The sequence below is a fragment of the Tistrella arctica genome (assembly GCF_039630945.1).
Classification (GTDB): Bacteria; Pseudomonadota; Alphaproteobacteria; order Tistrellales; family Tistrellaceae; genus Tistrella; species Tistrella bauzanensis.
Genome location: NZ_JBBKTV010000007.1, coordinates 419,167 through 430,468 on the forward strand (window position 1 = coordinate 419,167; position 11,302 = coordinate 430,468).

Annotated in this window: 15 protein-coding genes and 1 tRNA gene; 14 read left to right on the forward strand and 2 right to left on the reverse strand. The window is 64.7% G+C overall.

The genetic code is table 11. From position 1 onward, the window contains the following. The first annotated feature begins 7 nt into the window (after positions 1-7). The gene (locus WG924_RS18150; protein WP_188580664.1) at positions 8-442 is read left to right on the forward strand and encodes an arsenate-mycothiol transferase ArsC; all 435 of its coding nucleotides are present in this window, start codon (positions 8-10) and stop codon (positions 440-442) included. 27 nt (positions 443-469) lie between these two features. Here WG924_RS18150 and WG924_RS18155 read toward each other — a convergent pair whose 3' ends face one another. Beyond that, positions 470-1,444 carry a LysR substrate-binding domain-containing protein gene (locus tag WG924_RS18155; protein WP_345934507.1) on the reverse strand — a complete coding sequence of 325 codons (975 nt, stop codon included), beginning with the start codon at positions 1,442-1,444 and terminating at the stop codon, positions 470-472. Between the two features lie 91 nt (positions 1,445-1,535). Between WG924_RS18155 and WG924_RS18160 the strand changes: the two genes are divergently transcribed. The 12 genes from WG924_RS18160 (at position 1,536) to WG924_RS18215 (ending at position 10,656) form a co-directional block, all read left to right on the forward strand. After that, positions 1,536-2,783, forward strand: a complete 1,248-nt coding sequence (locus tag WG924_RS18160) for a YbfB/YjiJ family MFS transporter (RefSeq protein ID WP_345934508.1) — start codon at positions 1,536-1,538, stop codon at positions 2,781-2,783. A gap of 93 nt (positions 2,784-2,876) precedes the next feature. Beyond that, on the forward strand, positions 2,877-3,752 hold the full coding sequence (locus WG924_RS18165; protein WP_345934509.1) for a diiron oxygenase: 876 nt from the start codon (positions 2,877-2,879) through the stop codon (positions 3,750-3,752). Next, positions 3,749-4,012, forward strand: coding sequence for an acyl carrier protein (locus WG924_RS18170; RefSeq protein WP_345934510.1), 264 nt, complete (start codon positions 3,749-3,751; stop codon positions 4,010-4,012). Before WG924_RS18165 ends, WG924_RS18170 begins: the two co-directional genes overlap by 4 nt. Continuing rightward, a complete protein-coding gene (locus WG924_RS18175; RefSeq protein ID WP_345934511.1) occupies positions 4,012-4,857 on the forward strand; it encodes a class-II aminoacyl-tRNA synthetase family protein in 846 nt (281 codons plus the stop codon). The genes WG924_RS18170 and WG924_RS18175 overlap by 1 nt, the downstream gene beginning before the upstream one ends. Next, entirely contained in the window at positions 4,854-5,699 is an 846-nt protein-coding gene (locus WG924_RS18180; protein WP_345934512.1) for an alpha/beta fold hydrolase, read from the forward strand. The genes WG924_RS18175 and WG924_RS18180 overlap by 4 nt, the downstream gene beginning before the upstream one ends. Before the next feature lie 36 nt (positions 5,700-5,735). Further along, the gene (locus tag WG924_RS18185; protein ID WP_345934513.1) at positions 5,736-6,785 is read left to right on the forward strand and encodes a methyltransferase; all 1,050 of its coding nucleotides are present in this window, start codon (positions 5,736-5,738) and stop codon (positions 6,783-6,785) included. Positions 6,786-7,120: 335 nt separating this feature from the next. Further along, positions 7,121-7,339, forward strand: a complete 219-nt coding sequence (infA, locus tag WG924_RS18190; RefSeq protein ID WP_188580682.1) for a translation initiation factor IF-1 — start codon at positions 7,121-7,123, stop codon at positions 7,337-7,339. An 8-nt stretch (positions 7,340-7,347) separates the two neighbouring features. After that, positions 7,348-7,977: a Maf family protein gene (locus WG924_RS18195; RefSeq protein WP_345934514.1), complete on the forward strand. Its 630-nt coding sequence runs from the start codon at positions 7,348-7,350 to the stop codon at positions 7,975-7,977. After that, the gene (locus WG924_RS18200; RefSeq protein ID WP_345934515.1) at positions 7,977-9,605 is read left to right on the forward strand and encodes an Rne/Rng family ribonuclease; all 1,629 of its coding nucleotides are present in this window, start codon (positions 7,977-7,979) and stop codon (positions 9,603-9,605) included. Before WG924_RS18195 ends, WG924_RS18200 begins: the two co-directional genes overlap by 1 nt. Before the next feature lie 121 nt (positions 9,606-9,726). Further along, on the forward strand, positions 9,727-9,972 hold the full coding sequence (locus tag WG924_RS18205; RefSeq protein WP_345934516.1) for a DNA gyrase inhibitor YacG: 246 nt from the start codon (positions 9,727-9,729) through the stop codon (positions 9,970-9,972). Between the two features lie 132 nt (positions 9,973-10,104). Beyond that, a tRNA-Phe gene (locus WG924_RS18210) sits at positions 10,105-10,180 on the forward strand. Positions 10,181-10,401: 221 nt separating this feature from the next. Continuing rightward, on the forward strand, positions 10,402-10,656 hold the full coding sequence (locus WG924_RS18215; RefSeq protein WP_345934517.1) for an SHOCT domain-containing protein: 255 nt from the start codon (positions 10,402-10,404) through the stop codon (positions 10,654-10,656). Positions 10,657-10,707: 51 nt separating this feature from the next. Here WG924_RS18215 and WG924_RS18220 read toward each other — a convergent pair whose 3' ends face one another. Continuing rightward, entirely contained in the window at positions 10,708-10,980 is a 273-nt protein-coding gene (locus WG924_RS18220) for a PqqD family protein (protein WP_345934518.1), read from the reverse strand. A gap of 173 nt (positions 10,981-11,153) precedes the next feature. On the opposite strand from WG924_RS18220, the gene WG924_RS18225 reads away from it, so the two are divergent. Continuing rightward, the gene (locus WG924_RS18225; RefSeq protein WP_345934519.1) at positions 11,154-11,300 is read left to right on the forward strand and encodes a hypothetical protein; all 147 of its coding nucleotides are present in this window, start codon (positions 11,154-11,156) and stop codon (positions 11,298-11,300) included. The last annotated feature ends 2 nt before the right edge of the window (positions 11,301-11,302 follow it).

Below are 11,302 nucleotides of genomic sequence, written 5' to 3' on the forward strand. Positions count from 1 at the left end.
ACTGCGGATGCCGTCGAGCGTGCTGTTCTGCTGCACGCTCAACTCGATTCGCTCGCCAATGGCCGAGGGCATGCTGAAACTGCTGCATGGCAGGCGGATCTTCGTCGACAGCGTCGGCGTCAGGCGTGCGCCCGTCGACCCGTTCGCGGTCGCGGTGGCCGAAGAACTGGGCGTCGATCTGTCGAAACACCGGCCGAAAACCTTCGACGATCTGGAAGACGGGTCTTATGACCTGATCGTGTCGCTGTCGCCCGAGGCGCAGCACAAGGCGGTCGAGCTGACGCGCGACATGGCGTGCGACGTCGAATACTGGCCGACCTTCGACCCGTCGATCGCCGAGGGCAGCCGCGATCAGCAGCTCGACGCGTTCCGCGAGGTCCGCGACCAGTTGATGCGCCGCATCCGCCAGCGGTTTCCGCCGATGGGCTCGATGGCGCTCTGACGGGGGGATGCGTGCCGCGACCGCGGATCAGATGGCGTCTGGTGCAGGTGGCGGCGTCGATGGCACCTGCCTGTGCATGATGCCGGCGCGGATGTAATCCTCGGCTTCGGCCGTGATCCAGGTCACGAAGGCGCTCAATTGCGGTGCCGCCTGATCGGCTGGTCGCCAGACCAGGTGATAGGCGAACGGGTCGTGGACGGCGATGTCGAACAGCCTGACCAGGCGGCCGGTCCGCAGGTCGCCGGCCACCAGATGTTCGCGGGCAAGGGCAACGCCATGGCCGGCGGCGGCCGCTTCCAGCAGCAGCAGCATCTCGGAATAGATCGGGCCGCGTGTCGGTTCGGGCAGATCCAGGTCGGCGGCCTGAAACCAGGGTGCCCATGGCTGGCGGGGGTAACGCAGCAGCGGCATGTCGACCAGGTCCGACGGGGCTGCCGGCGAATACCGGTCGCGAAGCTCCGGTGCGCAAACCGGAAACACGGTTTCGCCGAACAGGCGATGTGCGGTCAGCTTCGGCCATAGCCCGGCGCCATAGCGGATCGACGCCATCACATCGGCCTGCCCCGGTTCTTCCAGCGCCTGGGTTGCCCGCAAGGAAACGTCGATCGCCGGATAAAGCGCGCTGAACCGCGGCAGGCGCGGGATCAGCCAGCGGGTCGCGAAGGCGGGCAGGGTGCTGACGGTCAGCAGGCCGACGATCGGCACATGTGCCGTGCGGGATATCGCCGCCTCGATCATAGCCAGCGCGTTGCGCAGCGTCACCGCCAGATCGCTGCATGCCGGTGTCGGGATCATCTCGTGACCGTGGCGCACGAACAACTGGCAGCCGAGGCTGGCCTCCAGCCCCCTGATCTGTTGCGCGACCGCCCCATGGGTCAGGCCCAGCTCGTGGGCGGCGCCGGTGAAGCTGCGTCGACGGGCGGCCGCTTCCACCGCGCGAAGGGCCTTGGTCGATGGCAGCATGTCGGGCGATCCGTTCACCAGGTTCAGAATTCGTGCCATTCAATCATAGATAAATTCGATGGTCGCGTGGCATGGCAGGTGTGAGCCTGAGCAGGCGCGGTGCGCATCTGTGGCGAGGGGGATCGGGTTGATGGAACAGGGCAGGCATCGGGCTGGCGATACGGCGGCGCGGCTTCAGAGATCATGGCCGGCCGCCGCCGGTGGCGACGCTCCGGTGTCCCTGCGGCGGGACTATCTTCTGGCACTGGGCCTGTCGCTTGGTCCGGCCGCATCCAATGGTCTGGCGCGCTTCGCCTTCGCCCTGATCCTGCCCGCGATGCGCAGCGATCTGAGCTGGAGCTATACCCAGGCCGGCTGGGTCAATACCACCAATGCCATCGGATATCTGCTGGGAGCCTTTGTCACGCTGCGGGCGATCGACCGGGCCGGGGCACGGACATTGTTGAATACCGGCATGGTGATGTCGGCGCTTGCCCTGGTGCTGTCGGGCATGACCAGCCATTACCCGACGCTTCTGGGTCTGCGTGCCGTGGCAGGGGTGGGCGGCGCGTTCGTATTCATTTCGGGCGGAGCGCTGGCGGCCAGGATCGGCGATGGCGACGGGCAGCGGGCGTCGGCCGCGATCGCGGTCTATTTTTCGGGGGGCGGTCTGGGGATCGCCGTGTCGGGCGGCGTGCTGCCCTGGCTGTTCGCCAGCCAGGGCAATGGTGCCTGGGATACCGCCTGGATCGTTCTGGGCCTGTTGTCCTGTGCGGCCTGCCTCGGCACCTGGGCGGCGGCGCGGGCCATTGCGCTGCCGCCGCGGCCGGTGATGCGCGCGCCCTGGTCGGTCCGCCCATTCGCCTGGCTGGCGGCCGGCTATGTCCTGTTCGCCTTCGGCTATATCGGTTACATGACGTTCATCATCGCCCATATGTCCGAAGCCGGCGCCTCGGCCGGCAGCGTTGCGCTGGTGTGGGTGGTGCTGGGCGTGGTGACGGCCGTCTCGCACCGCATCTGGCGCCGCGCGCTTGCCGGCTGGTCGGGCGGAACACCGATGGCGGCTACGGTTCTGGTGGTCGCCGTGGGCGCGTCCCTGCCTTTGATCGACACCTCGTTGCCGGTGATGCTGCTGTCGGCGGCGTTGTTCGGCAGCGCCTTCTTCATCACGCCGGCGGCGGCGACGGCCTTTCTCCGCCAGTCGCTGCCCCAGGAGGCATGGGGGAGGGCCATCGCCGTTTTCACCCTGCTGTTCGCCTTCGGTCAGACGCTGGGGCCGGTGGTGGCCGGGTGGCTCGCCGATGCGACCGGCCGGTTGTCGATCGGGCTGGCGGCATCGGCGGTGGCGCTTCTGCTCGGCGCCCTTGTCAGCAAAAATCAACCATTAGTTACTAAATAGAGTTTCAGATTGCTCATAAGTGTGCTTTAGTTTTTCTGAAAAACGAAAAGGCCGGGCAACCGGCTTGATTAAAAAATGGGTGGAGGGAATTCCATGATCGCCGCGGATGATGTCATAGACCGTCTATCTAAACGATCTGTTAACAATTACTGGAATCCGTACACGACAATAGAATGGCCGCAGGTTATCGATCCCGGGAAAATGTGGATGGATGCCGCACTGTTGACCATTTATGACACGGAATATATGGAGACATTTTCAGAGCAGACTCTGATCGAGATATCGAAGTGGGAATCTGTCAATTTTTACAGTCTGAATATCCACGGTATCCGGGAGGCACTCGTCGAGGTCGCCCTTCGCGTAGACACCCCCGAGTTTCAGTTTTCTGACGACTTCCTACATCATTTTCTTGGTGAAGAAAACGAGCATATGTGGTTCTTTGCGAAAATATGCAAAGACTATGCTGGGAAAATCTATCGAATTCCCGAAATAAAGATGTTCGAGGGTGACGAGGCGACGCCAGAGGAACGTGATCTTGTCGTCTTCGTCAACATATTGATCTTTGAGGAAATTGTTGAATACATCAATATGAGGGTCGGCCGCAGCGATGTGGTGCCCCCGATCATCCGGCAGGTGAACTGGCTGCACCATCTGGATGAAAGCCGGCATGTCGCCTTCGGCCGGCGGATGGTGGTGCTTCTTCATCAGAGGCTGATGTCGGCGGCGCCCGACCCGGACGCCGCGCGCGCCCGGCTGGATGCCCATATCCGGGGCTATATGGCGCGCAGCATCGATGTGCTGTACCGCGCCGAGGTCTATCGGGATGCGGGCTGCCCTGAGCCGTTCAGGATGCGCAACCTGCTGCGCCAGCATCCGGCCCGTCGCGCTCATCACAACAAGATGCTTGGTCGCGCTATCGGGTTTCTGCGCGACCAGACCATTCTCGGTGAGGGGGAGGTCGTGCTGTGACCACAACAGAGACCTGGCAGCGCGCCATTTCGGACTGGATCGTCGAAAATTACCGCCGGCGCCATGGCGGCGATCCCGGCCCCGTCGATCTGGATACCGACATCATCGAAAGCCGGATTCTCGACAGCCTGTCGATCATGAACTTCGTGGCTTTTCTTGAAGAGCTGGTGGAGCGGGAGATCGACATCGCGAAGATCGATATCGAGAACATGCGCACCATCCGTCGGATCAGCGACGGCGTTCTGGGGGAAGTCGCGTGATGGATACATCGCCTTTGTTCCAGGCGGTCGACGGCTTCGCGGTCCTCAGTGCCGAGGGCATGGCCGTTCAACAGGCCCTGGACCGCTGGATCCTGGATCGCGCCGGCGAGGTCGGTGCCGAGCAGATGCGGTTTCCCTATCTGCTGCCCTTGCAGGATCTGGCGCGGTTCGATTATTTCCACAACTTTCCACATCTGGGGCTCTGTGCCTGCACGGTGTCGGAACGGCGCTGGACGGCTTATTCCGACAACGACCCGGCGGCGACGGCCGACCGGATTCCTGCGGCGGACCTGGATGATGCGGCTTTCGCGCTGCCGCCTGCCGCCTGCTACAACGTCTATCTCCATGCGCGTGGGCAGGATCTCGGCCAGGAGCGCGTGGTAACGACGGTCGCCCAATGCTTCAGGAACGAGGCCCATTACAAGGGGCTGGAACGGCTACGCGGTTTCACCATGCGCGAAATCGTCCGCATCGGCCTGCCCGCCGGCATCACCACCCATCTGGGCCATTTCCGCCAGCGCATCCTGGGGCTGGGGCAGGTGCTGGGGCTGGATCTGAAGATCGAGGTCGCGACCGACCCGTTCTTCGACCGGTCGAGCGATCGCGCGCTTGCCGCGGGTCTGTTTCCCACCAAGGAGGAATTCGTCTTCGATGGCACGCTTGCCATCGCCTCGCTGAACTATCACCGGAACTTCTTCGGCGAACGCTGCGGCATCACCCTCAACGGCACGGTCGCGAGCACCGGCTGTGTCGCCTTCGGGCTGGAGCGCTGGCTGCATGCCCTGGACCGCCGCTTCGAGGGCGATGCCCGACGGATCATTCAGGCCATCGGGGATGCGTCATGACGATTGTCACCCGTTATCGCCCTGAACCCGTGGCGCCGCCTGTCGCCCGGTTGCGCAGTCGGCGCGGCATGCATGTCGAAATCTCGGGCGACGGGCCGCCGATGATTTTCGTCAACGGGTTGTTCCAGAGTATCGACGCGTGGCAGGGCGTCCAGCGTCTGCTTCCATCGACCGTGATGTCGGTTGGCTTCGACATGGTCAATCAGGGTCTGAGCGACAGCGCCACCGACATCGTGACCTTCGACGATTACTGCAGGGTGATCGCCGAGTTGATCGACGAACTCGCCATCGACATCACCGCCGCGACGCTGGTCGGGTTCTCCGCCGGTGCCGATATTATCCGGTCGCTGGTCTGTCGTGGCCGGCTGTCGCCACGCCACATCGTGCTGGGGGCGGTGTCGACGCCGGGGTTCCAGTCCTATTGGCGGCAATGGTTCAACAATCTCGCGAGGGTGGGCGACACCGGCGACGTCGACATGCTGGTGCGCGTGATCGCCTTTCACATGTTCTCGCCCGGCTTCATCGAGAACAACCCCCGGATCCTTGATGTGATGTCGCTTCGCTATCGCCAGTATTACGGCCGGCGACCCGAATGTCTGGCGCGGCTTGCCCGCGCGCAGATCGGCCGCGCCGAGGCGGGAGGCGCGATGCCATGCCCGGTGGACATGATCGTGCCGACGCATGACAGCCTGATCCCGGCCGAGGCCGCGATGGCCTATGCCGCGTCGATCGACGCGCGGGTCCATCGCATCGACTGCGGCCACACCTTCGCGGTCGAGGCGCCGCAGGCGACCGCCACGGTCCTGACGTCGATCCTGCGCGGCGCCTCCGTCGCCAACTGAGCCCGCACATCACTGATATCTTAGGGGATTTCCGCGATGCTTATCACCTCGCCGGAGAAGGTCGTATCCAATACCGACGATATGCTGCGGTTGCGCGAGTCCGCATTCGCGATCGATATGTTCGTTGCCGCAACGGCGTGGCTGGGCTTGTTCGATCACCTGGTGGCGTCTCCCGGGCGTCGCGAGGCGGTCTGCGCGGCGCTCAACATCCATGCACGCCCGGCAGACACCATGTTCACGCTGCTGCTGTCGTGGGGGCTGCTGGTCGAGGACGAGCAGGGGCTGCGGCCAAGCGATCTTGCCCTTGATCATCTGGTCGCCGGCGCGGCGAACGATCTCAGGCCGTATTATGCATCGCTGAAGGAGCGCCCTGGCGTGCATGACCTGCTCTACGTCCTGCGGAGCGGCCATTCCAAGACCTGGGAGGCCAAACATGCAGGCAAATCGGACAGCGATGCAAAGGAGGAGTGGACGGCATTGATGCGCCGGCCCGATTTCGCTCAGTTCTATACCGCCGGCATGGACAGCCGCGGTGCGGTGCTGGCGCCCGATCTGGCGCGGATGCTGCGCAAGCCGGGGGCGCGGCTGCTGGATGTCGCCGGCGGCTCGGGCATCTATTCCAGTGCCATCGTTACCGCGAACCGCGATGTCGCGGTCACTGTGCTGGAACGCCCGCCGGTCGATGATGTCGCGCGCTGGCATATCGACAGGCGCGGCCAGAGCGACAGGATCGACGTGGTCGGCGCCGATATGTTCGCCGACCCGCTGCCTGAAGGCTTCGATACCCATCTCTACAGCCACATCCTGCACGACTGGACGCTGGAAAGCGGGGCGGTTCTGTTGCGGAAATCCCATGCGGCGCTCAATGCCGGCGGGCAGGTGGCGGTCTATAGCGCGCATCTCGACGATGACAAGGCCGGGCCGGCCCCGGTCGCCGAATACTCGATTTTGATGATGTATCTGTATGAAGGACGCTGCTACTCGGTGGCCGAGATGCGGTCGCTGATGGAGCAGGCGGGCTTTGCCGATGTTCAGGTCAGCCACGGCGTTGGCTGGCGCAGCCTGATCACCGGCCGCAAGGTATAACCACCGCCAGCGAATTGGCTGACCACCACCAGCGAGGTGGCTGACCGCCGCCAGCGGGATGGCATCCCTGCAGCCGGCAGAGCCGAACGACCCTGCCGGCTTCTTCGTGTCTGGGCCGGCTTCTTCGTGTCTGGGGTCGCCATGGGTGGATAAGGGTTGCGTCTGTGATGCCATCGGCGGATAATTCGCCGCTCAATTCCGCGGGCGTTCACCGCCTGTGGCGATCGAACAAGTTTCCACGCGTCGCCGCGGCGTCTGCTGCAGGCGGCGCGTGCGCATGGCTTATCACTCCAGGTTCCCCACTCTCCCGAAGTCTACAGGAAGCAGCAGGCCACATGGCAAAAGAAGACGTCATCGAATTTCAGGGCACCGTCACCGAACTTCTGCCCAATGCGATGTTTCGTGTGAAGCTCGACAACGAGCACGAGATCCTCGCCCATACCTCGGGCAAGATGCGCAAGAACCGGATCCGCGTTCTGGCCGGCGACCGGGTGACGGTCGAGATGACCCCGTACGACCTGAGCAAGGGACGTATCACCTACCGCTTCAAGTGAGGCGTCCGGTGTCTGCGCCGGCCCTGGTCCTGGCCTCCGCGTCGCCGCGGCGGCTCGACCTGCTGGGACAGATCGGCATCACGCCCGATCTGGTTCAGGCCGCCGACATCGATGAAAGCCGGCGGCGCGACGAATCGCCCCGCGAACTGGCATTGCGGCTGGCCATCGCGAAAGCGGAGGCTGCCCGTGGCGTGCTGATGGCAGAACCGGACGGCCGCCTGCATGGCCGGGAGGCCGTTGTGCTGGCAGCCGATACCGTTGTGGCCGTCGGCATCCGGGCGCTGGGCAAGCCATCCGATATTGCCGAGGCGCGGCGTTTCCTTGATCTGCTGTCCGGTCGCCGTCACCGTGTCTATGGTGGGGTGTGCGTCATCGATGGCGCGGGCAAGGCGCGCGCGCGGGTGGTGATGACCCAGGTCGGCTTCAAACGCCTGTCCCTGTCCGAGCGCGAAACCTATCTCGCGCACGGCGAATGGCAGGGCAAGGCCGGTGGATATGCCATCCAGGGCCTGGCCGCCGCCTTGATACCGTTCATTGCCGGCTCGTACAGCAATGTCGTGGGCCTGCCCTTGGTCGAGACCGCGTCGCTGCTGGCGGCATCCGGGATCGATGTCTTCAACGCTGCCGGAGATGCCTGATGACCAACCGGCTGCTGATCGACCAGGCCGAACACGAGACCCGGGTGGCCCTGATCGAGGGCGACCGGGTGGTCGACGTGCAGATCGAGCGTCTGGCCCATCGCAGCGCGGTCGGCAACATCTATCTGGGCAAGGTGTCGCGGGTTCTGCCCGGCATGCAGGCGGCCTTCGTCAGCGTCGGCCTGGGCCGCAACGCCTTTCTGCACGCCGATGACGCGCGGGTTCTGCCGCGGGCCCGTGCAGCGGCCGACCGGTTGTCGCGCGAGGCATCGGACGCGGCGGCGGCCAATGCCGCCGCACTCGCCGCGGCCGCTGCCGCCGTGACCGCGGCGGTGGAGCCCGACGAGACCGATGCCGAGGTCGAGGTGCGGCCGGCGACGCCGTTGCAGACGCAGCGGTCGCGCCGGCTGATGATCGGTGACTGTGTCGCCGATGGCGACCAGATCATGGTTCAGGTCACCAAGGACGCGGTGAAGGGCAAGGGTGCCCGGCTGACCGCCAATATCAGCCTGCCCGGCCGGCACCTGGTGTTCACGCCCTTTCAAGGCGGTGTCGGGGTGTCGCGGCGGATCGACAGCGAGGTCGAGCGCGAGCGCCTGCACGAGATCGTCCAGCCGCTGACCGATGCTGGCGAGGGCGGTTTCATCGTCCGCACGGCGGCCGAGGGCGCGTCTGCCGCTGAGCTTGAGGCAGATGCCGCCTATCTGCGGACGCTGTGGGCCGATCTGGAAGCCGGCGCCGCGCGTGGCGGCGGCCCGCGGCCGCTGCATGTCGACCTTGACCCGCTGCTGCGGTCGCTGCGCGATCAGGCGCAGGAAGGCGTGGCCGAAATGCTGATCGACGAGCCGGTGGCCTATGAACGGGCCCTGGCCTTCGCCCGACGCTTCATGCCGCATCTGGTCGACCGCATCCGGCTGTGGGACCGTCCGGAAGGACTGTTCGACAGTTTCGGGGTCGAGGACGTGATCGCCGAGGCGCTGCAGCCGCGTGTGCGGCTGCCGTCGGGCGGGTTCGTCGTCATCGACCAGACCGAGGCACTGACCGCGGTCGACGTGAACACCGGACGTTTCGTCGGCGAGGCCGACCAGGAAGCGACGGTGATGCACACCAATCTCGAAGCCGCCGAGGTCATCGCCCATCAATTGCGGCTGCGCAATCTGGGCGGGTTGATCGTGGTCGATTTCATCGACATGGAGCGGGCGGAGAACCGCCAGAAGCTCTATGACGCCTTCCGCGGGGCGCTGGTGGCCGATCGGGCCTCGACCACGGTTCTGCCGATGTCGGAACTGGGTCTGGTGCAGATGACCCGCAAGCGCGGCCGCGAGAGCCTGTCACAAGTGCTGACCGAAGATTGCGACACCTGCGGCGGCACCGGCCGGGTGAAATCGGCCGAGACCGTGGCTTATGAGGTGATGCGCGCCGCCCGCCGGCTGTTGCTGCGCCCACGGCCCGGCCGTGTCGCCGCACGCGCCCTGACCGTGATGGCATCGCCCGATGTCGCCGCCCTGTTGACCGACAGCCGTGTCGGCATGGTCGAGGCGGTGTCGGAGCTGACCGATGCCGTGGTCGAGGTCCGTGCCGATCCGTCGATGGCCCGTGACGCCTTCGATCTGGCGGAGCGCGACTGAGCCGGCGTGCAGACCCGGCCCCGACTTGACCCATAGCCTCCGAGATGGCACATCCCATCCTCCCCTGTCCGCTGTACCGGCCATGCCCATCGGGCGCCCGGCCCAGAGGAGTTGAGAGACCATGAGCGATACACCCTCGAAACCCGCATCCGGCAACGCGGCCGTCAGGACCGGCCAGGGCACCTGTCCGGTCTGTGGCCGTGGCCGGTCGGACGCTGCCGAGCTTGCGCGTTATCGGCCGTTCTGTTCGAAGCGTTGCGCCGATGTCGACCTCAATCGCTGGCTCAGCGGCACCTATGTGGTGCCGGGACGTCCGGCGGAAGAAGGCGAGAGCGATCTGTGGTCGGATGACAGTCTGAAGCACTGAGGGTGGCGGGCGGCATGCGGCGCCGCAGCCCCGGCCATGGCATCTTCATTTTCGCTGAAAACGGCGCTTTACAGCCGATCGGCTTTGCCCTATAACCCGACCCACGCCGCGGCCAAGACCGCAGCGTGGCACGCCCAGGTAGCTCAGTTGGTAGAGCAGTGGACTGAAAATCCGCGTGTCGGTGGTTCAAATCCGCCCCTGGGCACCATCTTTTTCGAAGCCGTCGCTGCCTGATCCGCAAGGATCTTCTGCAGCGGCGGCTTTGGCATTTTCGGGGCCCGTGTTGTGGGTTCCGTGTCCGTTGCGGGGCAGGTGCGCCTTGTCCGTGACGTGGCGGCGCCAAGCGGGTGACAAGACCGTGGAGCGGTTGAGCGCGGTCCCCCGCCAGCCCAGTTCTGGTTCATGTGCCAACCAGACTGGAGCCTCGCTATGCGTCGCGAACCCGATACCACATCTTCTGGAATGTCCGCCGCCGGACGCAGCCCGGTACGCGTGCTGGCGGCGGCCGTGGTCGCCATCGGCCTCGCCACCGGTCTTGCGGCCTGCGGCGGTGGGGACGATTCGGTCGCGGTCGACGGTCGGACCAAGGGGGAGGCGCTGACGGATATGAAGGGCGCCTATGACAAAGGCGCGATCACCCCGGATGAATACGAGGACCAGCGCGAGGATATTCTCGACGAATGACCCGGCCTCGACGAGTGACCCGGCCTCGACGCGCGATCCGATACGTCCGGATCAAGCCTCCGACGAGACGACGAGGCCGGCCGCCTGCAGCTCTGTAAGAATGCGCGCAAGATCGTCGCGGGCAGCGGCCTCGGTCACGTCGTAATATTCAACAAGGTGGCGGGCCATATTGTCGAGGGATGCGCCGTCCTGGAGCTTGTCTGCCACCCGGCTGACCGCCCCGGTGAGGCCGAAATATTTGCCGGATGCATAGCTGAGCAGCATAGTTTCCGAGTCGACGTCGACCTGGAGAACATCGGAACTGAAGCGGTAGATCGTTGGCATTGTGCGCAGATCCTGTATAGCGGATGGCCATGATGTTATTGTAAACAAAAGCATCAAGATAATCGGGATATAGGACGCCGTAGGCGCGTTTCATCCGCTCTCTTGCAATGTGCGCTTTACCATAAAGACTGTTTAGATTATACTAAAAGCCCGAAGATTTGAGGAGATATAGGATGTCCTTTCAAGGCACTGAAGAGAATCAGGCGGAGGCGTCTAAGCCAGCCTTCGAGCCGTCGATCCTGCGCGAGCACGGATCGGTCGAGGCGTTGACGCACAATGCTGCGGATTCGGGGACTGACGCCGGCAACTACGTGTCGTAGCG

Coding starts and splice junctions, on each gene's coding strand:
- WG924_RS18150 (WP_188580664.1), top strand. CDS start 8: ATGCCGTCGAGCGTGCTGTTCTGCTGCACGCTCAACTCGATTCGCTCG.
- WG924_RS18155 (WP_345934507.1), bottom strand. CDS start 1,444: ATGGCACGAATTCTGAACCTGGTGAACGGATCGCCCGACATGCTGCCA.
- WG924_RS18160 (WP_345934508.1), top strand. CDS start 1,536: ATGGAACAGGGCAGGCATCGGGCTGGCGATACGGCGGCGCGGCTTCAG.
- WG924_RS18165 (WP_345934509.1), top strand. CDS start 2,877: ATGATCGCCGCGGATGATGTCATAGACCGTCTATCTAAACGATCTGTT.
- WG924_RS18175 (WP_345934511.1), top strand. CDS start 4,012: ATGGATACATCGCCTTTGTTCCAGGCGGTCGACGGCTTCGCGGTCCTC.
- WG924_RS18180 (WP_345934512.1), top strand. CDS start 4,854: ATGACGATTGTCACCCGTTATCGCCCTGAACCCGTGGCGCCGCCTGTC.
- WG924_RS18185 (WP_345934513.1), top strand. CDS start 5,736: ATGCTTATCACCTCGCCGGAGAAGGTCGTATCCAATACCGACGATATG.
- infA (WP_188580682.1), top strand. CDS start 7,121: ATGGCAAAAGAAGACGTCATCGAATTTCAGGGCACCGTCACCGAACTT.
- WG924_RS18200 (WP_345934515.1), top strand. CDS start 7,977: ATGACCAACCGGCTGCTGATCGACCAGGCCGAACACGAGACCCGGGTG.
- WG924_RS18205 (WP_345934516.1), top strand. CDS start 9,727: ATGAGCGATACACCCTCGAAACCCGCATCCGGCAACGCGGCCGTCAGG.
- WG924_RS18215 (WP_345934517.1), top strand. CDS start 10,402: ATGCGTCGCGAACCCGATACCACATCTTCTGGAATGTCCGCCGCCGGA.
- WG924_RS18220 (WP_345934518.1), bottom strand. CDS start 10,980: ATGCCAACGATCTACCGCTTCAGTTCCGATGTTCTCCAGGTCGACGTC.
- WG924_RS18225 (WP_345934519.1), top strand. CDS start 11,154: ATGTCCTTTCAAGGCACTGAAGAGAATCAGGCGGAGGCGTCTAAGCCA.